At 70.4% G+C, this 24,852-nt stretch carries 27 protein-coding genes; 12 read left to right on the top strand and 15 right to left on the bottom strand.

The genetic code is table 11. From position 1 onward, the window contains the following. Positions 1–70 precede the first annotated feature (70 nt). On the top strand, positions 71–1,288 hold the full coding sequence (locus tag BMZ82_RS10345; protein WP_093774078.1) for a cytochrome P450: 1,218 nt from the start codon (positions 71–73) through the stop codon (positions 1,286–1,288). Here the strand turns inward: BMZ82_RS10345 and BMZ82_RS10340 are convergent. The 3 genes from BMZ82_RS10340 to BMZ82_RS10330 form a co-directional block, all read right to left on the bottom strand. Beyond that, a complete protein-coding gene (locus tag BMZ82_RS10340; RefSeq protein WP_256251842.1) occupies positions 1,271–1,543 on the bottom strand; it encodes a hypothetical protein in 273 nt (90 codons plus the stop codon). The genes BMZ82_RS10345 and BMZ82_RS10340 overlap by 18 nt on opposite strands. A 64-nt stretch (positions 1,544–1,607) precedes the next feature. Continuing rightward, a complete protein-coding gene (locus BMZ82_RS10335) occupies positions 1,608–3,182 on the bottom strand; it encodes an ABC transporter permease (RefSeq protein ID WP_093774076.1) in 1,575 nt (524 codons plus the stop codon). Further along, on the bottom strand, positions 3,179–4,117 hold the full coding sequence (locus tag BMZ82_RS10330; RefSeq protein ID WP_093774074.1) for an ABC transporter ATP-binding protein: 939 nt from the start codon (positions 4,115–4,117) through the stop codon (positions 3,179–3,181). Before BMZ82_RS10330 ends, BMZ82_RS10335 begins: the two co-directional genes overlap by 4 nt. Positions 4,118–4,191: 74 nt before the next feature. On the opposite strand from BMZ82_RS10330, the gene BMZ82_RS10325 reads away from it, so the two are divergent. After that, positions 4,192–4,686, top strand: coding sequence for a GbsR/MarR family transcriptional regulator (locus tag BMZ82_RS10325; RefSeq protein ID WP_093774072.1), 495 nt, complete (start codon positions 4,192–4,194; stop codon positions 4,684–4,686). Between the two features lie 22 nt (positions 4,687–4,708). On the opposite strand, the gene BMZ82_RS10320 is transcribed toward BMZ82_RS10325, so the two are convergent. Continuing rightward, positions 4,709–6,217, bottom strand: coding sequence for an APC family permease (locus BMZ82_RS10320; protein ID WP_093774070.1), 1,509 nt, complete (start codon positions 6,215–6,217; stop codon positions 4,709–4,711). A 170-nt stretch (positions 6,218–6,387) separates the two neighbouring features. Here BMZ82_RS10320 and BMZ82_RS10315 point away from each other — a divergent pair, with 170 nt between their 5' ends. Both BMZ82_RS10315 and eutC read left to right on the top strand, forming a co-directional pair. Then, entirely contained in the window at positions 6,388–7,821 is a 1,434-nt protein-coding gene (locus tag BMZ82_RS10315) for an ethanolamine ammonia-lyase subunit EutB (RefSeq protein WP_093774068.1), read from the top strand. Continuing rightward, positions 7,818–8,600: an ethanolamine ammonia-lyase subunit EutC gene (eutC, locus tag BMZ82_RS10310; RefSeq protein WP_093774066.1), complete on the top strand. Its 783-nt coding sequence runs from the start codon at positions 7,818–7,820 to the stop codon at positions 8,598–8,600. Before BMZ82_RS10315 ends, eutC begins: the two co-directional genes overlap by 4 nt. 67 nt (positions 8,601–8,667) lie before the next feature. Here eutC and BMZ82_RS10305 read toward each other — a convergent pair whose 3' ends face one another. After that, positions 8,668–9,576, bottom strand: coding sequence for a diacylglycerol kinase family protein (locus BMZ82_RS10305; protein WP_093774064.1), 909 nt, complete (start codon positions 9,574–9,576; stop codon positions 8,668–8,670). A 197-nt stretch (positions 9,577–9,773) separates the two neighbouring features. Here BMZ82_RS10305 and BMZ82_RS10300 point away from each other — a divergent pair, with 197 nt between their 5' ends. Further along, positions 9,774–11,057: an adenylosuccinate synthase gene (locus BMZ82_RS10300; protein WP_093774062.1), complete on the top strand. Its 1,284-nt coding sequence runs from the start codon at positions 9,774–9,776 to the stop codon at positions 11,055–11,057. Positions 11,058–11,146: 89 nt separating this feature from the next. Here the strand turns inward: BMZ82_RS10300 and BMZ82_RS10295 are convergent, their stop codons facing one another. Further along, positions 11,147–11,755, bottom strand: a complete 609-nt coding sequence (locus BMZ82_RS10295; RefSeq protein WP_093774059.1) for a Uma2 family endonuclease — start codon at positions 11,753–11,755, stop codon at positions 11,147–11,149. Between the two features lie 203 nt (positions 11,756–11,958). Here BMZ82_RS10295 and BMZ82_RS10290 point away from each other — a divergent pair, with 203 nt between their 5' ends. Beyond that, positions 11,959–13,770: a bifunctional metallophosphatase/5'-nucleotidase gene (locus BMZ82_RS10290; RefSeq protein WP_093774057.1), complete on the top strand. Its 1,812-nt coding sequence runs from the start codon at positions 11,959–11,961 to the stop codon at positions 13,768–13,770. 31 nt (positions 13,771–13,801) lie between these two features. Here the strand turns inward: BMZ82_RS10290 and BMZ82_RS40190 are convergent, their stop codons facing one another. Together BMZ82_RS40190 and BMZ82_RS10285 are read right to left on the bottom strand one after the other, a co-directional pair. Beyond that, positions 13,802–14,131: a hypothetical protein gene (locus tag BMZ82_RS40190; RefSeq protein ID WP_143098842.1), complete on the bottom strand. Its 330-nt coding sequence runs from the start codon at positions 14,129–14,131 to the stop codon at positions 13,802–13,804. Then, on the bottom strand, positions 14,112–14,543 hold the full coding sequence (locus tag BMZ82_RS10285; protein WP_093774055.1) for an ATP-binding protein: 432 nt from the start codon (positions 14,541–14,543) through the stop codon (positions 14,112–14,114). The genes BMZ82_RS40190 and BMZ82_RS10285 overlap by 20 nt, the downstream gene beginning before the upstream one ends. 170 nt (positions 14,544–14,713) lie before the next feature. Here BMZ82_RS10285 and BMZ82_RS10280 point away from each other — a divergent pair, with 170 nt between their 5' ends. Beyond that, the gene (locus BMZ82_RS10280; protein ID WP_093774053.1) at positions 14,714–15,583 is read left to right on the top strand and encodes a helix-turn-helix domain-containing protein; all 870 of its coding nucleotides are present in this window, start codon (positions 14,714–14,716) and stop codon (positions 15,581–15,583) included. Continuing rightward, complete coding sequence (locus BMZ82_RS10275) at positions 15,580–15,759, top strand: DUF397 domain-containing protein (protein ID WP_093774050.1); 180 nt, start codon at positions 15,580–15,582, stop codon at positions 15,757–15,759. The genes BMZ82_RS10280 and BMZ82_RS10275 overlap by 4 nt, the downstream gene beginning before the upstream one ends. Positions 15,760–15,876: 117 nt before the next feature. Here the strand turns inward: BMZ82_RS10275 and BMZ82_RS10270 are convergent, their stop codons facing one another. From BMZ82_RS10270 to BMZ82_RS10260, 3 genes are read right to left on the bottom strand one after another with little or no spacing between them, the layout of a single operon-like run. Beyond that, the gene (locus tag BMZ82_RS10270; protein WP_177244445.1) at positions 15,877–16,683 is read right to left on the bottom strand and encodes a WbqC family protein; all 807 of its coding nucleotides are present in this window, start codon (positions 16,681–16,683) and stop codon (positions 15,877–15,879) included. Continuing rightward, positions 16,625–17,293 (bottom strand): YdcF family protein, encoded by a 669-nt coding sequence (locus BMZ82_RS10265; RefSeq protein WP_093774048.1) that lies wholly within the window; start codon positions 17,291–17,293, stop codon positions 16,625–16,627. Before BMZ82_RS10265 ends, BMZ82_RS10270 begins: the two co-directional genes overlap by 59 nt. Before the next feature lie 14 nt (positions 17,294–17,307). Beyond that, the gene (locus BMZ82_RS10260; RefSeq protein WP_093774046.1) at positions 17,308–18,408 is read right to left on the bottom strand and encodes a helix-turn-helix domain-containing protein; all 1,101 of its coding nucleotides are present in this window, start codon (positions 18,406–18,408) and stop codon (positions 17,308–17,310) included. A 154-nt stretch (positions 18,409–18,562) separates the two neighbouring features. On the opposite strand from BMZ82_RS10260, the gene BMZ82_RS10255 reads away from it, so the two are divergent. From BMZ82_RS10255 to BMZ82_RS42670, 4 genes are all read left to right on the top strand, one after another. After that, positions 18,563–18,988, top strand: coding sequence for a hypothetical protein (locus tag BMZ82_RS10255; RefSeq protein ID WP_093774044.1), 426 nt, complete (start codon positions 18,563–18,565; stop codon positions 18,986–18,988). 180 nt (positions 18,989–19,168) lie between these two features. Next, the gene (locus BMZ82_RS10245) at positions 19,169–20,290 is read left to right on the top strand and encodes an adenosylhomocysteinase (protein WP_093774042.1); all 1,122 of its coding nucleotides are present in this window, start codon (positions 19,169–19,171) and stop codon (positions 20,288–20,290) included. A gap of 5 nt (positions 20,291–20,295) precedes the next feature. Next, on the top strand, positions 20,296–20,838 hold the full coding sequence (locus BMZ82_RS10240) for an NUDIX hydrolase (protein ID WP_093774040.1): 543 nt from the start codon (positions 20,296–20,298) through the stop codon (positions 20,836–20,838). After that, positions 20,772–20,978, top strand: coding sequence for a DUF397 domain-containing protein (locus BMZ82_RS42670; RefSeq protein ID WP_093774280.1), 207 nt, complete (start codon positions 20,772–20,774; stop codon positions 20,976–20,978). The genes BMZ82_RS10240 and BMZ82_RS42670 overlap by 67 nt, the downstream gene beginning before the upstream one ends. A gap of 22 nt (positions 20,979–21,000) precedes the next feature. Here the strand turns inward: BMZ82_RS42670 and BMZ82_RS10230 are convergent, their stop codons facing one another. From BMZ82_RS10230 to BMZ82_RS10215, 4 genes are all read right to left on the bottom strand, one after another. Beyond that, the gene (locus BMZ82_RS10230) at positions 21,001–21,474 is read right to left on the bottom strand and encodes an RICIN domain-containing protein (RefSeq protein ID WP_093774038.1); all 474 of its coding nucleotides are present in this window, start codon (positions 21,472–21,474) and stop codon (positions 21,001–21,003) included. Positions 21,475–21,594: 120 nt separating this feature from the next. Then, on the bottom strand, positions 21,595–22,260 hold the full coding sequence (locus BMZ82_RS10225) for a response regulator (RefSeq protein WP_093774036.1): 666 nt from the start codon (positions 22,258–22,260) through the stop codon (positions 21,595–21,597). Then, positions 22,257–23,645 carry a sensor histidine kinase gene (locus tag BMZ82_RS10220; RefSeq protein WP_371271182.1) on the bottom strand — a complete coding sequence of 463 codons (1,389 nt, stop codon included), beginning with the start codon at positions 23,643–23,645 and terminating at the stop codon, positions 22,257–22,259. The genes BMZ82_RS10225 and BMZ82_RS10220 overlap by 4 nt, the downstream gene beginning before the upstream one ends. Positions 23,646–23,754: 109 nt before the next feature. Further along, positions 23,755–24,633 (bottom strand): alpha/beta hydrolase, encoded by an 879-nt coding sequence (locus BMZ82_RS10215; RefSeq protein WP_093774034.1) that lies wholly within the window; start codon positions 24,631–24,633, stop codon positions 23,755–23,757. Between the last annotated feature and the right edge of the window lie 219 nt (positions 24,634–24,852).

The raw sequence follows: 24,852 nt of genomic DNA, 5'->3' as shown, positions 1-24,852 counted from the left end.
ACGCCCGAGCGGAGCGTCCACTCACCAAGATCCCCTGGTCAGCGGCGCGTCCACCGGTTAGCGTCCGTCCATGGCAGCAGTCGGTGACCTCTCTTTCGATCCCTGGAACCCCGCGTTCGTCGCGGACCCGTACCCGGCGTACGCCGAACTTCGGGAGCGGGGGCGGGTGATCCATTACGCGCCGACCGACCAGTGGCTGGTGTCGCGGCACGCGGACGTGTCGGCGTTGCTGCGGGACCGGCGGCTCGGGCGGACGTACCAGCACCGGTTCTCGGACGCCGACTTCGGGCGGGCCGCGCCGCCGCCCGAACAGGAGCCGTTCCACACGCTCAACGACCACGGGATGCTCGATCTCGAACCGCCGGACCACACGCGGATACGGCGGCTGGTGTCGAAGGCGTTCACTCCGCGCACGGTGGAGCGGCTGAAGCCGTATGTGCGGGCGCTGGCCGGGGAGTTGGTGGACCGGCTGGTGGCGGCGGGCGGCGGCGATCTGCTGAGCGAGGTCGCCGAGCCGCTGCCCGTCGCCGTGATCGCGGAGATGCTCGGCATCCCGGAGTCGGACCGGGCGCCCCTGCGGCCCTGGTCGGCCGACATCTGCGGGATGTACGAGCTCAGCCCGTCCGAGGAAACGGCCGCGCGTGCCGTGCGGGCCTCCGTCGAGTTCTCCGAGTATCTGCGCGAACTCATCGCCGCCCGGCGCAAGGAGCCCGGTGACGATCTCATCTCCGGGCTCATCGCCGCCCACGACGACGGCGACCGGCTCACCGAGCAGGAGATGATCTCGACCGCCGTCCTGCTGCTCAACGCCGGTCACGAGGCGACCGTCAACGCCACCGTCAACGGCTGGTGGGCGCTCTTCCGCAACCCCGAGCAGTTGGCCGCGCTGCGCGCCGATCACTCGCTCGTGCCCACCGCCGTCGAGGAGTTGATGCGGTACGACACTCCGCTCCAGCTCTTCGAACGGTGGGTGCTGGACGACATCGAGATCGACGGGGTCGTCGTGCCCCGGGGTGCCGAGATCGCCATGCTGTTCGGGGCCGCCAACCACGACCCGGACGTCTTCGCCGACCCGCAGCGCCTCGACCTCGCCCGCGCCGACAACCCGCACATCTCCTTCAGCGCGGGCATCCACTACTGCATCGGCGCGCCCCTGGCCCGTATCGAGCTGGCCGCCTCCATGACCGCCCTGCTGGAGAAGGCCCCGACGCTGAGCCTCGCGGCGGAGCCGCAGCGCAAGCCGAACTTCGTCATCCGGGGGCTGGAGGGTCTAGCCGTCACCCTCTGAGCCGTCGTTGCCGCTGCCGCTGCCGCCGGTCAGGAGGCGGGCGAGCGGGGCGTAGACGAGCACCGGCAGGAGGGCTCCCGCCAGGAACACCAGCGGGAGTTCGGTGACCAGGACACTGAGGTCCAGGCCCTCGTCCTCGAAGCCGTGGCCCAGGTGGATCCGGGTGCGGGGCGAGGTGAGCCACAGGGCTGTCGCCGCCAGCGCGCCCGCCACCGACAGCACACAGCCCCCGCACGTCACCGCGCTTCGGTTCATGCGTGGAGAGACGTGTTTCGCCCCCGCCCGGTTCACGCCGTCACACCGTAAAGACACCACACCGTCACGTCGTCATGTCCCGTCGTCGCAGGGCCGCCAGGCCGCCCGCCACCAGCACCGCCGCCGCGCCCAGGAGCACCAGCACCGGGGGCCATGCCATCTCGCCGCCCGGGAGTTTCGGCAGGTGGGCGAAGGGGGACGCGTCCAGGATCGCCTGGGGTGCGTTCAGGGCCGGGCCGATCCAGCCGACGAGGAGGATCGCGCCGGCGACGCCCCACGCGGCCGGGGCGAGGCGTGGGGCCGTGCCGTAGAGGAGGACCGTCAGGCCGCCGACCAGCCAGATCGCCGGGAGTTGGACCAGGCAGGCGCCCAGGATCGGGAGGACCTGCTTGCCGTAGCCCGCCGCGAAGCCGAGGCCCGCCAGGAGCATGATCAGGGCCGCGCCGCCGAACGCGATCGCCAGATGCCCGGCGGCCCAGCGCAGTCGGCCCACCGCGTTCGCCAGCACCGGTTCCGCGCGCCCCGACGTCTCCTCGCCGTGCAGGCGCAGCACGGACGCGACGACGTACAGCGTCGCGATCAGGCCCAGCATGCCGATCATCGCGGCGAGGAACGCGTCCGTCAGCCCCGACGACTGCCCGCCCATCCGCTCGACGATCTCGCGCGCCTTCGCGTTGTCGCCGACCAGGTCGGCCGCGCCGTCCGTGAGACCGCCGTACACCACCCCCGCGAGGAAGAAGCCGACGCTCCAGCCCAGCACACCGCCCCGTTGCAGCCGCCAGGCCAGCGCGGAGGCCGTGCGCAGGGCTCCCGCCGCCGGGCCGGGGCGGGTCGGCAGGAAGCTCATGCCGACGTCCCGGCGGCCGGCCAGGCCGTACGCCACCGCGCCCTGCGCGGCCACCGCCGCGGCGAACAGCGGCAGCACCCACCACCGTTCGTCCGCGAAGGCCCGCAGGTTCTCCAGCCAGCCGAGCGGCGACAGCCAGGTCAGGACAGACGAACCGTCGTCCGTCGCCGAGTCGCCCGCCGCGCGCAGCACGAACGCGGCCCCGAGGACGGCCGCCGTCAGGCCCCGCGCCAGCCGCGCGCTCTCCGTGAGCTGCGCGACGATCGCCGCCGTCGTCGCGAACAGCATGCCCACCCCGGCCAGTCCGAGGCCGAAGGCGAGCGCGCCCGCCGCGCCCAGGCGGGCCAGACCCGCCGTGACCAGCAGGGCGAGTACGGCGTTGGCGACGCCGGCCGCGAGCAGCGCCGCCGTCAGGGACGCGCGGCGGCCGACCATGCCGGACGCGATCAGCTCCTGACGGCCGCTCTCCTCCTCGTCACGGGTGTGCCGTACGACGATCAGGAGGCTGGTGACGGCGGCGAGCGCACCGGCGTACACGCCGACCCGCCAGGCGGTGAGCGCGCCGAGCGAGTCGTCGAAGACGGGGCCGATGAGGGCGCGCAGGGAGGCGTTGGTCGCCAGTTGGCCGAGCAGGTCGGCGCGGTCGGCGGGGGTGGCGTACAGGCCCTTCAGGGTGTTCGGCATGGACAGGACCAGCAGGGTGTTCACGGCCACCCACACCGGGATCAGCACCCGGTCGCGGCGCAGCGCGAAACGCAGGAGCGGGGCGGTGCCCGCGAGCCCGGTCGTCATGCCCGCGCCTCCTGCGGGTCTGCCTGGCGGTCTTCCGGCCGGTCTTCCTGGCGGGTCTCCTGGTAGTGGCGCAGGAACAGTTCCTCCAGGGTGGGGGGTGTCGACGTCAGGGAGCGGATGCCCGAGTCCGTCAACGACCGCAGTACGGCGTCGAGTTCGGCGGTGTCGACCTGCAACCGCACCCGGTTTCCCCGCACTTCGAGGTCGTGTACCCCGGGCAGGTGGGCCAACCCGTTGGGCGGGCCCGCGAGTTCGGCCGTGACGCTGGTGCGGGTGAGGTGGCGGAGGTCGGCCAGGGAGCCCGTCTCGACCGTGCGGCCGTTGCGAATGATGCTGACGCGGTCGCAGAGTTCCTCGACCTCGCTGAGGATGTGGGACGAGAGGAGGATCGTCCGGCCGCGATCGCGTTCCTCCGCCACGCAGCGCTTGAAGACCTCCTCCATCAGCGGGTCCAGGCCGGACGTCGGCTCGTCGAGGATGAGGAGGTCGACGTCCGAGGCGAACGCGGCGACCAGGGCGACCTTCTGGCGGTTGCCCTTCGAGTACGTGCGGCCCTTCTTGGTGGGGTCCAGCTCGAAGCGGCCGATCAGGTCGGCGCGGCGGGCCGGGTCCAGGCCGCCGCGCAGCCTGCCGTACAGGTCGATGACCTCGCCGCCGGAGAGGTTGCGCCACAGGGTCACGTCGCCGGGGACGTACGCGATGCGGCGGTGCGCCTCGACCGCGTCGGTCCACGGGTCGCGGCCGAGGATCCGGGCGGCGCCCGCGTCGGCGCGCAGCAGGCCGAGCAGGACGCGGATGGCGGTGGACTTGCCCGCGCCGTTGGGCCCGAGGAAGCCGTGCACCTCGCCGGTCTCGACCTCCAGGTCGAGGCCGTCGAGCGCGTGGGTGCGGCCGAAGGACTTGTGCAGTCCGGACACCGTGATGGCCTTCGTCATGGTTCCGAACGTACGCTTCTTTCAGAATTTTGTGAAGTTAAGGAAGCCTATGAAACCCGGGTTAGGGTGAGGGTATGACCGAATCCACGGAGACCGGGCGGGACGCGGAAGCCGTGTCGAAGTTCGTCGAGTCCTTCGCGGCACAGCTCGTCGAGGCCGGGATGCAGCGCATGCCGGCCCGGATCTTCGCCGCGCTGCTCTCCTCCGACGAGGGCGCGATGACCTCCGCCGACCTGGGCGAGCAGTTGCGGATCAGCCCGGCGGCCGTCTCCGGCGGGGTGCGCTATCTCGCGCAGCAGCACATGGTGTCCCGGGAGCGCGAACCCGGTTCCCGGCGCGAGCGCTACCGAGTGCACAGCAACCAGTGGTACGAGGCCCTCACCAACCGCGAGACCGTCCTCAAGCGGTGGGAGGCCTCCCTGCGCGAGGGTGTCACCAGCCTCGGCGGTGGCACCCCGGCGGGCCGCCGCATGGCCGAGACGCTCGCCTTCTTCGAGTTCGTCGACGGCGAGATCGCGGCCATGATGGAGCGCTGGCGGGTGCACCGCGAGCAGCTCTTCGGCGACTGAAATCCCCTGAGCCGTAAGGCTGTTACCGCTCCTTGGTCTCCTCAAGCACCGTCCGCCCCAGCAGCAGGTAGCGGGACGGGTCCCGGCGCTTGAGGTACTGGGCGTAGCCGAGGCCGGCCACCGCGATCAGTACGACGATCCACGGCGTCGCCTTCAGCACCAGCGAGTCCGACTCCGGCCCCGCCGCCACGCCCATGTTGGACACCAGCAGCGCGACGACGGCGAGCATCGCGACGCCGCCGAGGAGCGGGGCGGTGAAGGTCCGGAACCAGTGCCGGTTCTCGGGGTGGTGCGAGCGGAAGTAGACCAGCACCGCGAACGAGCACACCGCCTGCACGACGAGGATCGCCATGGTGCCGAGGATCGCGAGCAGGACGTACGTACCGGTGTACGGGTCCTTGCCCGCCGCCCAGAACGCGCCGATCAGGACGGCCGAGACGACGGTCTGGACCAGGCCCGCGTAGTGCGGGGAGCCGTGCCGGGCGTGGGTGCGGCCGACGGTGTTCTTCAGGGACGGCAGGACTCCCTCGCGGCCCAGCGCGTACATGTAGCGGGCGGCGCAGTTGTGGAAGGCCATGCCGCAGGCCAGCGAGCCGGTGATCATCAGCCACTGCATGACGTCGACCGCCCAGTGGCCGACGTAGCGCTCGGTCGGGCCGAAGAACAGGCCGAACGGGTCGGCGGTGGCGACCTTCACCGCCGAGGACTCGCCGGTGCCGATGATGGCCATCCAGGAGACGAAGACGTAGAAGACGCCGACGCCCAGGACCGAGATCATCGTCGCCTTGGGGATGATCTTCTTCGGGTTGCGGGACTCCTCGCCGTACATCGCCGTCGACTCGAAGCCGACCCACGACCAGAAGGCGAAGAAGAGGCCGAGGCCCGCGCTGGTGCCCTTGAACGCGTTGACCGGGTTGACGGGGTCGAAGGTGAAGCCGTCCGGACCGCCGCCGTGGAGGGCGACCGAGATCGCCATCGCGGCGAGGATCGTCACCTCGGTGGCGAGGAGGACGACGAGCAGTTTCTCGGCGACGGAGACGCCGAACCAGGTGCCCGTCGCGTTGACCGCGAGCATCAGCAGCGCGAACGCCCACCACGGGATCGAAAGGCCCGTCTGGTCCTTCAGGGTCGTGGTGGCGAAGGACGAGAAGATGCCGATCAGCGCCGGTTCGAACACGGCGTACGCGAACGTCGCGAGCAGGCCCGAGGCGAGGCCGACCGAGCGGCCGAGGCCGTAGGAGATGAAGCCGTAGAAGGCGCCCGTCGAGGTGATGTGCTTGGCCATCGACGTGAAACCGACGGAAAAGATTGCCAGGACGACCATTGCGACGAGGTAGCTCGCCGGGGCCCCGACGCCGTTGCCCGACGACACCATGAAGGGCACGTTGCCCGTCATCGCGGTGATCGGCGCCGCCGTGGCGACGGCCATGAAGACCACGCCGAGCAGACCGATGGCGTTGGGCTTGAGCCGGTGAACGGCTGCTTCTCCGGTGGTGTTCGCCGCCGAGGCGACTCCCTCGTCCACTGCCATCGGGGTGGCCCCTCTCCTGGTCGTCCGCTGCGTGCTGGACCGGAACTCTGTCGCCCGAATAAGTCGGTCAAGGGTGTCGGGACGTTAAATGCTTGTCAACCAGACCTTTAGAAGTCTTTCTCGGGCCGTGTGAAATCCGGTGGCAACATGGGGCTCGTACGGTCCCGGACATGAGCCCCTACACCTCCACCCTCGGCGGCGAGCGGCACCGTTTCGACTCCCTCGCCCGCCTCCTCGCCGCCGCGAGCCCCGAACGCTCCGGCGACCGGCTGGCCGGCCTCGCCGCCGCCGACGCCCGGCAGCGGGTCGCGGCGCGCTGGGCACTGGCGGAGGTGCCCCTCACCGACTTCCTCACCCGCCCCCTCATCCCCTACGAGGACGACGACGTCACCCGGCTCATCCTCGACACCCACGACCCGGCCGCCTTCGCGCCGGTCGCCTCCCTCACCGTCGGGGAGCTGCGGGAATGGCTGCTGTCGGACGCGGCGGACGCGGCGACGCTCGCCGCCCTCGCCCCCGGACTGACCCCGGAGATGGTCGCGGCGGTCTCCAAGCTGATGGGCAACGCCGACCTGGTCGCCGTGGCGCGCAAGGTGCGGGTGGTGACCGCCTTCCGCTCGACCATCGGCCTGCCGGGCCGGCTCGCCACCCGCCTCCAGCCCAACCACCCCACCGACGACCCGGCGGGCGTCGCCGCCGCCCTCCTCGACGGCCTCCTCCTCGGCTCCGGCGACGCGGTCATCGGCATCAACCCGGCCACCGACAGCCCCCGGGCCGTACGCGACCTGCTGGAACTGCTCGACGGGGTGATCGACCGGTATGCGATCCCCACCCAGTCCTGCGTGCTCTGCCACGTCAGCACGAGCGTCCGGCTGATGGAGGAGGGCGCGCCCGTCGACCTCGTCTTCCAGTCCATCGCGGGCACCCAGGCCGCGAACGCCTCCTTCGGCGTCACCCTCGGCCTGCTCGACGAGGCGCACGAGGCGGCGCGGGCGCTGGGGCGCGGGACGGTCGGGCAGAACGTCATGTACTTCGAGACGGGGCAGGGCAGCGCGCTGTCCGCCGGCGCGCACCACGGGGTCGACCAGCAGACGGTGGAGGCGCGCGCCTACGCGGTCGCCCGCCGCTACGACCCGCTGCTGGTGAACACCGTCGTCGGCTTCATCGGCCCCGAGTACCTCTACGACGGCCGGCAGATCCTGCGCGCCGCCCTCGAGGACCACTTCTGCGGCAAGCTCCTCGGCCTGCCCATGGGCCTCGACATCTGCTACACCAACCACGCCGACGCCGATGACGACGACATCGCCACCATGCTGACGATGCTCGGCGTGGCCGGGGCGTCCTTCGTGATCTGCACCCCGGGCGGCGACGACATCATGCTCAACTACCAATCGGCCTCGTACCACGACGCGTTGTACCTCCGGGAGGTCCTGGGGCTGCGCCCGGCACCGGAGTTCGAGGCCTGGCTCGACTCGATCGGGCTGCTGGACGAACGCGGCGGCATCCGCGAGGTGACGGGAACGGCCCATCCACTGACGGCGATCGGGGCCATCGGCGGGACCATCGGAACAACTGGGATCACCGGTCGGAAGCTTGTGGCATGACGAACAGTCGGATATCTCAAGTACCCACAGCCGAGAGCGAGTTGTGGGCCGCCTTGCGTGGCCGCACCCAGGCCCGCATCGGTCTCGGCCGGGCGGGTTCCGCGCTGCCGACCCGGCACCGTCTCGAACTCCAGGCCGCGCACGCCGCCGCCCGGGACGCCGTGCACTCGCCGTTCGAACCGGACGCGGTCGCGGCGCAGTTGACCGGTACGCCGGTGATCCGGGTCCGCAGCGCCGCCCCCGACCGCCTCACCTACCTCCAGCGCCCCGACCTGGGCCGCCGCCTGCACCCCACCGACCGGGCCCATCTGCCCACCGGCGACTGGGACGTCGTGTTCGTCGTCGCCGACGGCCTGTCCAGCCGGGCCGTGCACGAGCACGCGGCGGCGCTGGTCCGGGCGACGACCGCGCTGCTGCCGCAGGACACGCCGCCCGCGCCCGTCGTCCTCGCCGAACAGGCCCGGGTGGCCCTCGGCGACGACGTCGCGCACGCCATGGGCGCCGCCGCCGTCATCGTCCTCGTCGGCGAACGCCCCGGCATGTCGGCGGCGGACTCGCTGGGCGCGTACCTGACGTACCGCCCCCGCCCGGGCCTCACCACGGACGCCGACCGCAACTGCCTCTCCAACATCCGCCCCCCGCTCGGCCTGCCCTACGAGACAGCGGCGGCGAAACTGGCCGCCCTGCTCCGGGCCGCCCGGGAACTGGGCCGCAGCGGAGTCGACCTGAAGGACGAGAGCCTCACCGGGGGCGGCGGCACGGAGGGGCTACCGGAGTAGCCGCTCAGCGGGGCTCGGCGGGGCTCGGCGGGGCATCGCCGGGGCATCGCCGGAGGTACGGGCGGCCTCACCGCGCCGGCAGCATCAGCCCCAGCGCCCCCTCCCGCACCGTCCACGTCCGATGCCGTACCGGGCCCGCGACGGTCGCGTCCGCCCGGTAGCGGAAGTCCGCGCCCGAGACGGTCACCGTGCGGCCCCGGGCCTGGAGGGGGGCCGCCTCCGCGCCGAGGGACAGCGGCCGTACCTCCACGACCGCCGTGCCGGAGGGGCCCGGGAACACCGAGACCGCCGCCACCGGCTGGTCGAGGTCGATCAGGGTCACCCCGTCGACCTCGATGCGCAGCCGGGCCGGTCCGGGCGCGGCGGGCACGTGGGCGAACCGCGACGGCCGCGACGGCCGGGACGGGACCAGGGTGCGGACGAACGACTGGTACGTCCGCAGCCAGTGCCGCCCACCCTGCGCGAGCCCGACACCACCCTCCGTGATATCCACCATGCCCACAGGGTCGGGATCATCCGGATCATGCGGGGCGAGCGGGACCGGCGGGATGCGGAGCGTACCCAGCACCACCCCGTCGCTGTCGTCGATGAGCACGTCAAGACGGCGTTCGGTGCCGTCCAGGGCGGCCCGGGTGGCCGCCACGACCCCCCGGGGCACCCCCAGGGCGTGCGCGACGCCCAGGGAGGCCCCTACAGGCACCACCGACAGCACACATTCGGCCAGGGCCCGCTGCCGGTGCAGCAGGGTCACCGCGCGGAGCAGCGCGCGGTCGTCGCCGACGATCACCGGCCGCCGCGCGCCCCGCCGGGACAGCACTCGGGCGAATTCTTCCGGATCCTCCGGCAGAGCCACCCTCGTGCTCGCCGCACCCGCGCTGAGCACGTCTTTCGCGATACGGACGGACTCCCCGTCCGTGTGCCGAGCGGCCGGATCGATGATCACCAGCAACTGATCGGACGTCGGAGAAGTCGCCACCTCGGTCCTGCCTCGCTTCCTCGGGTAGCATCTTGGTGCAAGAGCCCCTTGCGCTATTGCGCCAGGGGCTTCGTCTATTCCGGGGCATCCGGGTCCGACAACTGGCGACCGGCGACGGTCGCGGTGCACGCGGTGGCATGAACTGCCGCGTACGCCCCTGACCTTGGACATGCCCCACCCGGAAGGGGTGTACGCGCGTGCCCGCACTTGTGCTGCTCGGTGCTCAGTGGGGTGACGAAGGCAAGGGAAAGGCCACCGACCTTCTCGGTGGCTCGGTGGATTATGTAGTGCGCTACCAGGGCGGCAACAACGCCGGCCACACGGTCGTCGTCGGCGATCAGAAGTACGCACTCCACCTGCTCCCTTCCGGAATCCTGTCACCCGGCTGTACGCCGGTCATCGGTAACGGTGTCGTCGTCGACCCGTCGGTCCTGCTCTCCGAGCTGAGCGGTCTGAACGAGCGCGGCGTCGACACGTCAAAGCTGCTGATCAGCGGCAACGCGCACATCATCACGCCCTACAACGTGACTGTCGACAAGGTGACGGAACGCTTCCTCGGAAAGCGCAAGATCGGCACCACCGGGCGCGGCATCGGCCCGACCTACGCCGACAAGATCAACCGGGTCGGCATCCGCGTCCAGGACCTGTACGACGAGTCGATCCTCACGCAGAAGGTGGAGGCGGCGCTCGACGCCAAGAACCAACTGCTGACCAAGTTGTACAACCGCCGCGCGATCGCCGTCGACCAGGTGGTGGAGGAGCTGCTCGGCTACGCCGACAAGCTCGCCCCCTACGTCACCGACACGGTGCTGCTGCTGAACCAGGCGCTGGAGCAGGACAAGGTGGTCCTCTTCGAGGGCGGTCAGGGCACACTCCTCGACATCGACCACGGCACGTACCCGTTCGTCACGTCGTCGAACCCGACGGCCGGCGGCGCGTGCACGGGCGCGGGCGTGGGCCCGACGAAGATCAGCCGGGTCATCGGCATCCTGAAGGCGTACACGACCCGCGTCGGCTCGGGCCCGTTCCCGACGGAGCTGTTCGACGCGGACGGCGACGCGCTGCGCCGCATCGGCGGCGAGCGGGGCGTCACGACCGGCCGGGACCGCCGCTGCGGCTGGTTCGACGCGGTCATCGCCCGGTACGCGACCCGCGTCAACGGCCTGACGGACTTCTTCCTGACGAAGCTCGACGTCCTGACGGGCTGGGAGCAGATCCCGGTCTGCGTGGCCTACGAGATCGACGGCAAGCGCGTCGACGAACTCCCGTACTCGCAGTCCGACTTCCACCACGCGAAGCCGATCTACGAGACCCTGCCCGGCTGGTCCGAGGACATCACCAAGGCGAAGACGTTCTCCGACCTCCCGAAGAACGCCCAGGCCTACGTCAAGGCCCTGGAGGACATGTCCGGCGCGCCGATCTCCGCGATCGGCGTGGGCCCGGGCCGAGACGAGACGATCGAGATCAACTCGTTCCTGTAGCCCAACTTGTCGCCGCAGGGCGACAGTTCGGCAGCCCGCTCATGCGTGTGCCCCCGTCCGGTATCGGACGGGGGCACACCGCGTGTGGGTCACTTCTCGGGCGACGCGGGGGCCTGGAAGCCGGCGGTGTCGAGGGTGCAGCCGAAGGGCAGCGGGATGTCGATCTTCTCGCCGAAGGGCTTGCTGAAGCGAATCTCGTACCCCTTCACCGACGGCGATCCGTAGACGATGGCCTGCTCTTCCTGCATGTCGAGGATCAGGTAGACGGGGACACCCGCCTGCCCGTAGGTCTCGACCTTGTCGGTGAGGTCGTCCAGCCGGGTGGAGGGGGAGGTCAGCTCGGCGACGAAGGAGAGGGCTTCGCCGTCCAGGCGGTTGCCCTCCGTGTCGAACGCCCGCTCGTGTGCCGCGTGAATATCCGGACCGTATGCGCAGCCGCTCCCGGGAAAGACGTAGAGCGTCGGAGACCGGTCGATCACGTGCCCTTCCGGAAGGTACGGCTCCAACTGCCGGCACACCAGCCGCATGACGCGGTGGCAGTAGCCCTTCGGCCACGGCGACACGACGACGTTCCCGTTGACGATTTCGGCCTTGTGGCCGTCCGGCACGTTCAGCCCGTCGGCGAGGTCCAACAACGCCTCGAAGCCGTCGGGTTGAGTGCCGCTTATCGCGATCGGTCGCCGTGTCATCAACGTCATGATGCGCCCCTCCCTTGAGGCAGGCCAGTTGCGACCCAGAGTAGCCATCCACATACTTTCCGACAGTTCTTCGGTCATTTCCGTTTGTTGACCTGCCCATGGCATGCCGCTGGTTTTCGAAGGGGCCGCCCGCGACCACTATCTACGCGTGTAGCCACCCGCACCCCAGCCCTCCTCCACAGCCCTCCCCCAGGAGCCCCGCCATGCCCGTCAATCCGCTGAATCGCCGTGAGTTCGTGCAGAAGTCGGCCGTCACCGGGGCGGCTGTCGCCGTTGCGGGGAGTGCGGGGGCCGGGAGCGCCCAGGCCGCCGGGCGCACGAGTCCCAAGCCGGTGAAGAAGCCGCGCACCTGGTCGTTCTCCATCCTCGGCACCACCGACCTGCACAGTCACGTCTTCGACTGGGACTACTACACCGACGCCGCCTACAAGGACAGCAAGGGGAACTCGGTCGGCGTCGCGCGGGTCGCCACGCTGATCAAGGAGCAGCGGAAGGCCAAGGGCGAGGAGCGGGTGCTGCTCGTCGACGCCGGGGACATCATCCAGGGCACCTCCCTCGCCTACTACTTCGCGCGCGTCGAGCCGATCACGAGCGGCGTCAAGCACCCCATGGCGACCGCCATGAACCACATGCGCTACGACGCCGCCGCCCTCGGCAACCACGAGTTCAACTACGGCATCGAGGTGCTGCGGAAGTTCGAGAGCCAGTGTCACTTCCCGCTGCTCGGGGCCAACGCCCTCGACGCGAAGACGCTGCGGCCCGCCTTCGCGCCGTACACCGTGAAGCGGATCTGCGTCCCGGGCGCGCCCGACATCAAGGTCGGCATCCTCGGCCTCACCAACCCGGGCATCGCGCTGTGGGACAAGGACAACGTCAGCGGCAAGATGGTGTTCCCGGGCCTCGTCGAGCAGGCGAAGAAGTACGTGCCGAGGCTGCGGGCGCTGGGCTGTGACGTCGTGTTCCTCACCGACCACTCGGGTCTCGACGGCTCCTCGTCCTACGGCGACGAGCTCCCCTACGTCGAGAACGCCTCCAACCTCGTCGCCGAGCAGGTCCCCGGCATCGACGCGATCCTCGTCGGCCACACGCACGTCGAGGTGCCGTCGTACACGGTGAAGAACACGGAGACCGGCGAGGACGTGCTGCTGTCGGAGCCGTACTGCTGGGGCTACCGGCTCAGCGTCTTCGACTTCGAGGTCGAGTTGGAGCACGGCCGTTGGAAGGTCGTCAGCAAGACGGCCCAGACCCTCAACCCCAACACGGTGGACGAGGACCCGGAGATCAAGAAGCTGCTGGCGGCCGATCACGCGCTCGTCGTGAAGTACGTCAACACGGCCGTCGGCACCTGCACGGCGGACCTCTCGGCGGCGGAGTCCTGCTGGAAGGACGTCCCCATCATGGACTTCATCCACGAGGTCCAGTCGAAGACGGTCGCCGCCGGTCTCTCCACCGCCGACGCCGCCCTCCCCCTCATCTCCGTCGCCGCGCCCTTCAGCCGCACCGCCGACATCCCGGCCGGCTCGGTCACCATCCGCGACATCGCGGGCCTCTACATCTACGACAACACCCTGTACGGCAAGAAGCTCACCGGCGCGCAGCTCAAGGACTACCTCGAGTACGCGGCGAAGTACTACCACCAGGTCCCGGCGGGCACGAAGGTCGACACGACGACCCTCACCAACGCCAACAGCTTCTGGGACTACATGTACGACACGGCGGCGGGCGTCGACTACGAGATCGACATCGCGGCGGCCGAGGGCTCCCGCATCAAGAACCTCACCTACAAGGGCGCGGCCGTCGCCGACGACCAGGTCTTCGTCGTCGCCGTCAACAACTACCGCGCCAACGGCGGCAGCGGCTACCCGCACATCGCCGCCGCGCCCATCGCCTACAGCTCCACCAACGAGATCCGCCAGTTGATGATCGACTACGTCACGGCCAAGGGCGCCCTGGACCCGGCCGACTTCGCCGCCACCAACTGGAAGCTGACCCAGTCGGGAACGCCGGTGTTCTGACGTGGAGCCGGCCGGCCGGACCCTGGTTCGATCAGGGCCTGAGCACGTACGGCCGTACCACGTCGTCCTCGGCTCCCCAGGAAGGTTCCCCGGGGCGGCCGGGGACCCGCCAGCACGCCTCTTCCCTAGGGAACGGCAGGGAGTGACCGGCCGCGCGGTTGCGTCTGGCCCAGCGGCGCCAGCGGGCCTCACGGGGGCTCGGCAGTCGCCGCTGCGGCCATACGTACGGGTCCGGCAGTCGCCGCTGCGGCCATACGTACGGGTCCGGCTGTCGCACCTCGCGGGCTACGTCCCAGTCGTCCGGCGCGGGGACGTCTTTGCGCCGCAGCCCGGCGATCACCTCATAAAGCCGCCGGAACATGGGTCCTCTCCGGAAGCGTGAACCTGGCCCACACACACTTCGTGTGCTTCTGCTGCGCGTGCCCCCAGGCGCCGGCCAACCGCCCGACGAGCACGAGCCCGCGCCCGCCCTCGCCCTCGCCCTCGCCGTCCGGCGCGCAGTCGCGGGGCGCGGGGAGCCGGTCCCGGTCCGGGTCGTAGACCTCCAGGAACAGGTACGGCCCCTGAAGCGTCAGTTTGACCTTGACCTGCGCGTAGGACACCTGGCAGTGGGTCACCGCGTTGGTCACGAGCTCGTTCGCCGCGAGCGTGACGTCGTCGGCGAGTTCATCGGCGATCCCCCAGTCCGCGAGGGCCTTACGAACCTGACTCCGGGCGACCGGCACGTGCCGTCTGTGCTTGGGGATGCGGAAGGTGTTGGCGGTTTCGGGCATGGGGGTGCCGTACCTCCTGACGTGACGTCAAAGATGCGCGAGGTGCGCTGCTTTGAGGCTAGAGGCACAAGAGGAACAGTCGCAATCCCCAGAGTCGCATGCATGCGATAGGACTGATGTGCGATAACGGTCTTGCTCTACAGTGGAGTTGCGAAAGAGAGGGGTTTTCGATGCCCGCAGGTGGACGTCCGACCGTACGCAGCAGGCGACTTGGGTCCGCGCTCAGGAGGTACCGGCAAGCGGCCAAGCTCGACCAGCCACAGGCCGCCGAGGTGATCGCGGCACATCAGACCCGCGTCAGCCGCATCGAGACCGGACACGTCATCGCCCGCCCGATCGAGATCCGGGCCATGCTGAAGGCCTACGGCGTCGACGAGCCCGAAGTCCGGGAGAAGCTTGAGTCGCTGGCCAAGCAGTCGAACAGGCGCGGCTGGTGGCTCGAACACGCCGCACACCTACGGCCGGACTACCTCGACCACATCGCGCTGGAGGACGACGCCTCGTACATCCGGGAATGGCAGCCGGTTCTGGTACCGGGACTCCTGCAAATTCCGGCTTACACAGAGACGAACATTGCGGCCGACCCCAACTACGTTTCCCCGGAACTGGTCGCTGACCTGCTGAAGGTGCGAAAGGCCCGGCAGGCCAAAATCGAGGAGGGCGGGGCAACGTACAGTGCCATCCTCTGGGAAGGCGTCATCACGCATCCGCTGGTGAGCACCGAGGTTCACCGGGACCAGTTGTCCGCGATCCTCGAGGTCGGCAAGCGGAAGAACGTCACCGTGCAGGTTCTCCCGTTCAGCGCGGGCGCGCTGGCAGCCCTGACCTCCGCCTTCTCCACCTTCAGCTTCGACGCGGAACCAACGGTCGAAGCCGTGGCCCTGGAGAACCTGCGCGGCACGTCGATCCTGGAAGGGCCCGAGGATCTAACCGCTTACGCCAATGCATTCGACCTACTACGATCGGCGGCATTGGCGCCGGACGCGAGCGCCAGGCTCATCCGGCGCATACTGCGGACCACCAAGGAAGACACATCGTGACCGAGGTCGTAAGCCCCTTCTGGAAGTCGTCCTATTCCGGGACGCAGAGCAACTGCGTCGAGGTCGCCGACACCAGCACCGGCGGCCGAGCCGTCCGCGACAGCAAGCACCCCCACGGCCCCCACCTCACCGTCTCGCCCGAGAGTTGGCGTGCGTTTCTCGGGCAGCTCGGGTAGGGGCGATCACCGGTCCTGGGAGAGTTTGTACAGCTCGGCGAAGATTCCGCCCGCCGCCCGGAACGAAGCGGCGATCCGGGCGGCGATGGACCGGTTGCCGGGAGAACGCCCCGGCCCCTACCCGGTCGGGTCAGGCAGCGGTCCGCAGCCGACGTCGCGGGCGGTGAGAGCCCGGAGGCGGGCGGCCATGGACTGTGGGCCGAGTGCCGCCAATGCCCACAGGGCGCTCAGCCGCCGACCCGAGGACCAGATGCCGGTGGTCGGCGGCCGGAACGGGACCACAGCGATGTTCTGAGCCGCGAACGGGTTCTGGTCGAGATAGGTCATGCCGCCGGTCCCGCACAGATAGACGCGGGCGCCGGTCGCCGCGGCAAGGTCGGCGAGCCGGACGGATCGGCCCGGCCGGGCCGGCAGACGACTGCTGGTGAGGACCTGGCCCTGCCAGCCGAGCAGGTCCAGCAGGACGCGGGTGGAGGTCTCGGCGACCGTCGCGGTCTCACCCGTGTCGAAGGCGTCCAGCACGAGGTCCAGGGCCTGGGCGAGGGCGGGCCAGTGAGGGCTGGCCCGATAGTGCTGCCGCAGCATCCCTGCGGTCCTGCGGCGGGCCAGGGCGGGGCTGTCGATCACGGCGTCCCGGATGAGGGTGGGCCGTCCGCCAGGCAGGTGGGTGGGGATGGTGAGCCACTGCTGACGGGTGGGTTCGTCGAGGCCGGCGAGGCGGGCTCGGTGCTGGTAGTCGCGGCGGGTGAACTGCACGTCGTCCAGGACGATCCAGCAGTCCGCCGCGAACAGCTTGGCCAGCGTGGTCAGCCGGGGCAGAAAGTTCGGCTGGTGGATGGCACACAGCCCGCCCGGCCCGGGCAGGTCAGGGGTTGATGAGGCGGCTGGTGAAGCCGTCGCGGATGAGGGATTCGTAGGCGGCATGCACGTCCTCCGGGACCTCCTGCTCGATGGCGAACCCGAGCTTCGGATACTCGATGACCCGCTGGAGGTCGCCGACGAGCATGTCCAGGACGAGCTTCTCGTCGCCGATGGACTTCAGATAGTCGTCGAACTCCAGCGGCTCCGACGCACACAGGATCTCGACGTCGGGCCACAGCTTGCGGGCGGTCGCGAACGATCGCCTTTCCATATAGGGCTTGGAGACCAGCAGCACCGTCTCCGGCCGGATCCCGGCGGCGGCGAGGACCGCACGGGAGAGGGTGATGTTCTGACCGGTGTTGCTCGCGTGGGGCTCCAGCAGGATCGCCTCGACCGGGACGCCGAGGTCGATGGCGTGCTCACGGAAGTGGACGGCCTCACCGCGGGGGAAGACCTTGGCGGTGGTGGGGCTGTTGCCGCCGGTGAACACCAGGGTCGGGAAGAGCCCGGAGCGATACAGCTCGGCGGAGTGGGCCGCGACGCCGAGGTCGTGGCTGCCCAGCCCGACCGCCACGTCGACGGGCCGCAGCTCGTGCCGCATCTGGTGGTAGTCCCAGATGAGCTTGGCCTGGCGCCACTGATCCTCGGTGGTGGCCTGCTGTTCGTTGCGCACGCGTTTCTCCCTGGTCACTGTCGCCGCGGGCCGGTCGGCCCCCCACTCATGGCCTTGACGTCCTCGATGCTGCGCAGTTGGTGCACGAGTCCGTACTGCGCGGCCACCTGGGCGGCCTGGTCGAGGACGAGGTGTCCATCATCGCGGGTCGCCTTGTCGGAGAGCAGGATGTGGCCATGAGCGGTGTCCAGTCGCACGCGTTGCATCGGTGAGTCGGTCGTCCCGCTGCTGCGGGCGATGTCGATGAAGCGCAGGGCTTGGGTGAGGTCGCCTGCGCCGCGGCGGGCGAGGGCGAGTTTCTGATGGGCCACCGACCAGTCGTCCGGTTCGGTGAGGTCTTCGAAGTCGCGGGTCGCGGCCTGCATGACGCGGGTCGCATAGTCATGCCGGCCGTCCTTGCTCAGCGCGGTCCCCACCCACAGCCGGGCCCTGGCCCGGTCGCGGCAGGAGAGCCGGTCGTCGACGGCGAGGGTCTCGTAGGTGCGGGCGGCGATCTCCAGCTTCCCGGACATCTCGGTGACCACGGCGAGGGAGAGGTCGAGCTGGGCGACGCGGCGGGGGATGTCGAGCCGGGTGAAGACCGCGCGGGCGCCGGCATAGGAGTGCTGGGCCGACAGCGGGCCGAGCACGACGCCCTGGTCGCGCTTGAGGTCGCCGAGCAGGGCGGTGGAGCGGGCGAAGAGATACAGGCCCTTCTCGTCCAGCTCGAGGGCCTTGAACCGGCCCAGCCAGCGGGTCAGGAGGCTGTCGGCGAAGGGGAAGTCCTGCCGGGACAGGGCGACCACGACGCGGTCCAGATCGTCGGCCCAGGACTCGTACTCCCAGGCCCGGGGGCCGGAGGCGGTGACACGGCGCCAGGCGCTTGTCAGGGGGCTGGTCATCTCGGACAGGAGCGTCTCGAAGCGCAGGTGGACGGAGGCGTCCGCGCGGCCGAGGGCGGTGTCGAGAATGGCCTGGGTGTCAGGTCTGGGCTCGGTCTCGGCGAGCTTGGACTCCCACTTGGAGACGGTCGCGACGGCCAGGCCGAGCCGCTGGGCGAAGGCCCGCACGCTCAGTCGCAGGGCGAGCCGCAGGGCCTTGGCCTCCAGGCCGGTCCAGTGGTGCACGGTCGCCACGCGTCGCTCCCTTCCACCGGTCATCGAAGCAGATGCGTGCAGTCGGCGGGACGAAAGTGGAACGGAAGTAGAACGGCCGGTGATTGGCCGCGAGTTGGCCGGACGCCACGCTCAGAGGGCCACCACTTGTCGAGTCTTCTGGACGGTCCTGAGCATGGAACCCCTCACGGAGCATCGCCCGGTCAACGGCCCGGTCGTTTACGGCTTTCTGCGGCTGGTCCGGGTCTCCCGAGCGCGGCAGGACGCGCTGGTCGCCTCGCTCGCCGAGTACTGCCGCAGCCACGAACTCCAGTTGTCCGGCGTCTTCACCGACCGCGACGCCGCCGCCGGGCCCGCCTCGGCGGCGTTCACCGGGCTGCTGGACGTGCTCGCGCTGCCGGACGTCTACGGCGTCGTCGCCCCGGCCATGTCGCACCTGGGGCCGAGGGCCATAGCCACCGAACGCGGGCGGCGGATCGAAGCGGCCGGCTCCAGGCTGCTGCTGGTCCGGCAGCCTCGGCCCACGCACCCGTCCGTCCCCGGCAGCAGCCCCGTCCGCCGCCATCCCGGCACCACCCGCGTCCTGGACGCCGAGTCATGAGGACCGTGATGACCAAGACGACACAGCGGTTCTTCGAGGCCCGGCCCGAGTCGGTTGGCCAGGCACGGGCATTCACCACCGAAACCCTGGCCGACCGGGGCCTGCCGGGCCGCGCCCGCACCCGCTGAACCCGGATCTCCTCGCACGGCCCCCGGACAGAACGGATGAGAGGGAACTGTCATGGAAACCTTCGAACGCGCCCGGCTGGACGCCTACTTCGCCCGGATCGCCACCCAATTCGCCCCCGAAGAGCAGACCGCGTCGTTCCTGATCACGCACATGCTGGCCGAGCGTCCCGCGTTCGTCCGCGCGGTCGCCACGATGACCCGGCTGACCGCGGTGCTGCCCAAACCCAAGTCCGTCCACCCGGCCGCGAAGCGTGAGGTCGAGCAGACCGTCCCGGTCGACGCCCTCACCCGCGACATGTTCACCGACCACGGTGCCGCCCTGGACTACCTGGAGTCCCGGGCCACAGGCGAGACGGTCTGTCTGCTCGACGTCGGAGGCTACTTCGCCCCCAGCCTCGCCGAGGTCCACAGCCGCTTCACCGGACACCTCGCCGGGGTGATCGAGGACACCGAGAACGGTCACCGCCGCTACGAGGACCTCGACAAACTGCCGTGCCCCGTCATCTCCGTCGCCCGCTCACCGCTGAAGGACCCCGAGGACTTCCTCGTCGGCCAGTCCGTGGTCTTCTCCACCGAGGCCGTCATGCGCGACCGCGGCGACATCCTCCACGGCCGCCCGGCCCTGGTGATCGGCTTCGGCAAGCTCGGCTCTTCGATCGCCCGGCTTCTGCACGCCAAGGGCGTCCAGGTCACCGTCTTCGACATCGACCCCGTCCGCCGCACCCAGGCCCTGTCCCAGGGCTTCACCGTCGCACGCGACCGCGAAGCCGCCCTGACGGGGGCCGGCCTGGTGCTCTGCGCGACCGGCGCCGTCTCCCTCCGCGGCGAGGACTTCTCCCACCTGCGGAACGGCGCCTACGTCGCCACCGTCACCAGCAGCGAGGACGAACTCGATCTCGCCGGACTCCCCGGCGTCTACACCCGCACGCAGGTCGGCGACCACGTCACCCGCTACCAGACCACCGGCCACTACTTCTATCTGGCGAACGGCGGCAACGCGGTCAACTTCATCCACGGCGCCGGCGTCGGGCCGTTCATCTTCCTGGTCCAGGCCGAGATCCTCGCAGCGATCAGGATGCTCACCCGCGGCGACCTCGCCCCCGGCATCCATGAGGTTCCCGCACCCGACCGCGAAGCCATCGCGGCGACCTGGCTCTCCTACTTCAACAGGTGATCACCATGACCATCACGGCAGACCACATCCGCACCACCATCGCCGCCTACCTCGACGAGCACCCCGAGGACAAACGCGAACTCGGCGTCGTCCTCGGCCTCCTGGCCGACGGGGACGACCTCACCAGCCGCAAGACCCTGCCCGGCCACGTCACCGCCGGAGCGATCCTCGTCGGCCCCGACGGCCGCATCCTGCACATTCTCCACAACGCGACCCAGAAGTGGCTGCTGCCTGGTGGTCATCTGGAGCCCTCGGACGCGACGCTCCTACAGGCCGCCGGCCGCGAGCTCGCCGAGGAGACCGGCATCCCGCCCCGCGTCATCACCCCGCACGGCGAGACCCCCCTCCACATCGACATCCACCCCATCGAAGCCAACCCGGCCAAGGGCGAGCCCGCCCACCAGCACTTCGACTTCCGCTTCCTCTTCCGCACCACCGCCGACATCGGCGAACTACAGACCGAGGAAGTCTCCGACGCCGCCTGGCGAACGGTCGACGCCCTCCACGACGAGAGGTTGAGTCACCGCGTGGCGCAAGCACTGCGCTGACTCCAGGATCAGCCGCCCCTGCGTCTACAACCTCCGACGCATGGGGCGGCCGAGCCGTCCGCGACAGCAAGCACCCCCACGGCCCCCACCTCACCGTCTCGCCCGAGAGTTGGCGGGCGTTTCTCGGGCGGCTCGGGTAGGTGGGGGCCGGGCGGGCTGGGGTCAGGAGGGGTTGGGGAGGCGCCAGAACTGCCAGGCGTTCGGGCCGCAGTTGCGGAGGTTGATGCCGGCGTGCTCGCTCGGGTCACCGTTGTTCTGGATGCTCAGGCACTGGTTGTTGACCTCGGTGCGCAGCCATTCGCCCTCCTTCTTCCAGCGCTGGTTGGCCAGGCCGTGGCAGTCGCCGACGACCTGAGCCGGGGCGTTCAGCTCGCCGTTGCGGACGTCCAGGCAGTGGAACTCGGCGACGTTCACCAGCTTGCCCGCCTCCCAGAACCAGAGTTGGTTGCCGGTGCCCCGGTTGCAGGTCTGCACCTCGACGTTGTCGCCGTTGGAGGCCAGGCACTTGCTGTTCAGTGCCGTCATGATCTGGAAGGACGGCGGGACCGCGGCGGAGGGGGCGGCCCCGAGGACGGGCAGGGTGGTCAGGGCGGTCATGGTGAGCGCGGTGAGTCCGCGCGTCAGGTTCTTGATCATGTACGTGGGTTTAGCCGGTCCCCCACGATCGTCGACAGGCCGGGAGACGGCCGCTCACCCGTCCGGAGCAGTGGATTCACCGCAGAAACGATCATGGCCGCCGCGGCTCCTCCCCCTCCGCTAGCCGGGCGTCACCAGCCTCGCCTCGTACGCGAACACCGCCGCCTGCGTACGGTCCCGTAGGCCGAGTTTCACGAGGATGCGGCTCACGTGGGTCTTGATGGTCGACTCGGCCACCACCAGCCGTCCGGCGATCTCCAGGTTCGACAGGCCCTGGGCGATCAGGACGAGCACCTCCGTCTCCCGTTCGGTCAGGTCGCCGTACGCCGCCTGGGCCGTCGGGGACAGCCGCGGGGTGTCGGACAGTTTCGCGAACTCCGTGATCAGGCGCTTGGTGACGGACGGGGCGAGCAGTGCCTCGCCGGCCGCCACCACCCTTACCCCGTCGGCCAGTTGGCGGGCCGACGCGTCTTTCAGGAGGAAGCCCGAGGCCCCTGCGCGAAGCGCCTGGTAGACGTACTCGTCCAGGTCGAAGGTGGTCAGGACCAGGACCTTCGCCGTGCCGTCCGCCGCCACGATCTCCCGTGTCGCCTCGATGCCGTTGAGCACCGGCATGCGGATGTCCATCAGGACGACGTCGGGAGTCAGTTCGCGGACCCGGTCCACCGCCTCCCGGCCGTTGACCGCCTCGCCCACGACCTCGATGTCCGGCATCGCGTTCAGCAGGACCGAGAAGCCCTCGCGCACCATCATCTGGTCGTCGGCGATCAGTACCCGGATCGTCATGCTCCACCCTCGCTCGCGGCCGCCACCGGCAGGAACACGGTCACCTCGTAGCCGCCCGACGGCGTCGGCTCCGCCGTCATCCCGCCGTTCAGCATGGTCACCCGCTCCCGCATGCCCGTGATGCCGTGACCGGCCCCGGGCGAGGGCTTGATCAGGGACGGGTTGGGCGGGGCGCTGTTGACGATCCGCAGGCCCAGCCCGCCCAGGACGTACCCGACCTCCACCCGGGCACTCGCCCCGGGCGCGTGCCGCAGCGTGTTGCTCAGCGCCTCCTGGACGATCCGGTACGCCGACAGCTCCACCCCCTGCGGCAGCTCGCGCACCGCTCCGGTGACCCCCTTCTCCACCTCCAGGCCGGCTTCCCGCACGTTGGCGAGGAGCCCGTCCAGCTCGGCGAGGGTGGGCTGCGGGGCGTCGGGAACCTCGTAGTCCTCGGCGCGGACCACGCCCAGCACCCGGCGCAGCTCCGTGAGCGCCGCCACCGCGTTCTCCCGGATCGTCGCGAAGGCCTTCTCCAGCTCCGGCGGCGGGTTCTCCACCCGGTAGGGCGCGGCCTCCGCCTGGATGGCCACCACCGACATGTGGTGCGCGACCACGTCGTGCAGCTCGCGGGCGATCGTGGTGCGCTCCTCCAGCAGGGTGCGGCGGGAGCGTTCGTGCGCCGTGACCGTCTGCTGGGCGGTGACCTCCTGCTCGGCCTGCCGACGGATGTGCCAGACGGTGACGGCGAGCAGGACGATCGCGGAGAACACCAGCATCGGCGCGATGTTCGTGCTGTAGTGCTCCCATCCGAAGACGGTCTCGGCGACGAACCCGTAGGCCGCCGTCAGCAGCCACATCCAGGCCGCCGTGCGCGGCCGGGTGCGTATCGCAACGACCGTCAGGACCAGCAGGTGGGAGAGGAAACTCGCGGGCAGCCACGGCCAGTTGCTGTAGGCCGTGCCGACCACGGACACCGCCAGGGTCGACGCGAGCGACAGCCAGAACGCGCCCACCGGCCGCACCAGCGTCATCAGCACCGGCGCCAGGACGAACAGGCCGGTCATGACGCCCAGCAGGCCGGCGCCGTCGTCCGCCCAGGCGATCAGCATCGCCAGCGCGCCGCCCGCGCCGACCAGCGCATGCCGCGACCAGGACGCGTACTCCCGCTTACGGCCCCGCAGACTGCGCCCGAGCCGGCCCGTGGGCTCCTTGCGCGGCAGCGGGCGGTACGCGAACGCGTCATGGAACAGGTCCTGCCACATACCGCGCAGAGCGTCCACGGCCGCCCGGAACTCCGGGCTGCGCGGCCGATAGGCCTCGTACGAGTCGGCCGAGTCGCCTGGATAAGCCGAGTCGGCCGGGCCGTCCGGATACGGGGGGTGCGTTCGCGTCGTGTCGGTCACGTTCAAAACGGTAGGCGCGGCCGGGGGTCCCCGTCGTCACCAGTGAGAGGGGTTCCCGCAGCTCCTTCTCAAGTACTACGGGTCCGAGTACGTCGGGTTCGGCGGGGTCTCACCACGCCAACTGGGCGATCTCCTCCGCCACCACCGCGCACGCGTCCGCCGCCGGGTCGATCAGGGGGAAGTGGCCGACGTCCTCCAGGAGGGTCAGGCCCACCACCTCGCCCGCCTTGGCCGCCGCGTCCGCGTATGCCTCGGCGACGGCCTGGGGGACGACGACGTCGGTGCGGCCCTGGACCAGGGTCGTCGCGACGCCGGTCGGCAGCAGGAGGGTGGGGTCGGCGTACGGGCGTCGCTCCTCGAACTGCGCCTCGCCGCCCAGGAGTTGGCGGGCGGCTCCGCCGCAGACGTTCAGTTTCCCGGCGACCTCGAAGTCGGCGATCGGGGCGAGGGCGACGACGCCCCGCAGTGCGGCGGAGCCGCTGGTGCGCCAGGGGGCGTCGGCGGGCAGCACATGCCGGGCCGCCGCCCACAGGGCGAGGTGGCCGCCCGCCGAGTGGCCGGTGAGCACGGTACGGCGCGCGTCGGCCTGCGGCACGGCCTCCTTGACGAGGGCGGGGAGCGCGTCGAGGGCGGCGGCGACGTCGTCGAAGGTGTCGGGCCAGCAGCCCGCCGTCGAGGAGCCGGTCTCGGCGGTCTCCGCGCCTCGGCGGTACTCCACGTTGGCCACGGCGAAACCGCGGCGGGCCAGGAAGTCCGCGAAGGGGGTGATGTGCCGCCGGTCGTAGCGCGGCTGCCAGGCCCCGCCGTGCAGGACGACGACGAGCGGGACGGGGCCGCCCGGGCCCGTCTGCACGCGCGGGACGTAGAAGTCGATCACCTGGTCGGGGTGGTCGCCGTACGTCATGGTGACGTCGGGGGCGACGGGCGGATATCCGAAGAGCGACTTCTCCTCGGCGGCGGCCCGGGCTGCGACAACGTCGTCCGGCATGCTCCAACCTCTCAGCGGCGAAACGGATTTGGCGGACCATCGGAGATTCGGCCGTTGGCCGGGACGGTATCAGGCCCGTGACGTGCGCGGACACGCGGATATCACGCACGGTGAGAGGTAAACGGTTCTGCGGTGGTGTCACCCCTCGCGGCCGGCCGTCAGGGGATGCCGATCTCCTGGGCGTACCCCCAAGTACGCCCAGGAGGGCCTGTCGGCTCA

The sequence above is a fragment of the Streptomyces sp. yr375 genome (genome assembly GCF_900110755.1).
Lineage (GTDB): Bacteria > Actinomycetota > Actinomycetes > Streptomycetales > Streptomycetaceae > Streptomyces.
The sequence above is the reverse complement of the archived record's forward strand: the minus strand, read 5'-3'. Positions and strand labels throughout refer to the sequence as shown.